We start from the raw sequence: 634 nt of genomic DNA, 5'->3' as shown, positions 1-634 counted from the left end.
GCGGTGAATACTACACCAGCCACCTCAAACGCATGAAGCAGGGCGGCGAGCTTCGTGGGACGCAGGATCCTACGCCCGTTTTCAAAGTCGCGTATTGTCCCTTCGCTCAAACCGCACTTGGCAGCGAGCCTAACCTGAGACCACTTCAATAGCGCCCGTGCCGCCCGCGACTGCTCTGGTGTCATCACCAGGGTCGAAGCCCCTCTGCCGTCCCGCTGGCTGACGCCGTGGTTCCTGATGTCGTCGGCCATGAACCGTTCCTCCTGGCAGAGAACAGCGGCTGACAGCGAATGTTCCATCTCGCTTATATAAGAGACAGCTACGGAGCCGAGCCAGACAATGAGACATTAAGCCCGCCCGTCAGGTCTTAGTCAGCAGCCTGACTTTTGAGAGCCTTCGCCGAGCGAGTTTGTGAGCGGCCTCGGCAAGGTGATTGCCATACGCTTCGGCGACGAATGCAAGGGTCATCAGGTCGATCAAGAAATCGTCGACTGCGCCCGCGACCACGTTTGACCGCCGCTCAATTTCAAGCACCAGGGTCCGTGCCTCTGCTAACGCAGCCTGCGGATCGCCCGCCTCGAGTAGCGCTTCAAGTCTATCGAAAACCTTCACCTAACCCCCGCGAGTTCGATCC

General features: G+C 59.1%; 2 protein-coding genes. Both read right to left on the bottom strand.

Features of this window, described 5'->3' with window-relative positions; translation table 11 throughout:
* On the bottom strand, positions 1–251 hold a 251-nt coding region (locus AC1DXM_RS31975), incomplete at its 3' end, for a helix-turn-helix domain-containing protein (protein ID WP_477239555.1).
* Positions 252–360: 109 nt separating this feature from the next.
* The gene (locus AC1DXM_RS31970; protein WP_477239553.1) at positions 361–612 is read right to left on the bottom strand and encodes a hypothetical protein; all 252 of its coding nucleotides are present in this window, start codon (positions 610–612) and stop codon (positions 361–363) included.
* Between the last annotated feature and the right edge of the window lie 22 nt (positions 613–634).

The sequence above is a fragment of the Mesorhizobium sp. P3_A2 genome (genome assembly GCF_056403115.1).
Note: the sequence above shows the minus strand (reverse complement) of the source record. Positions and strands in the feature narration are given on the sequence as shown.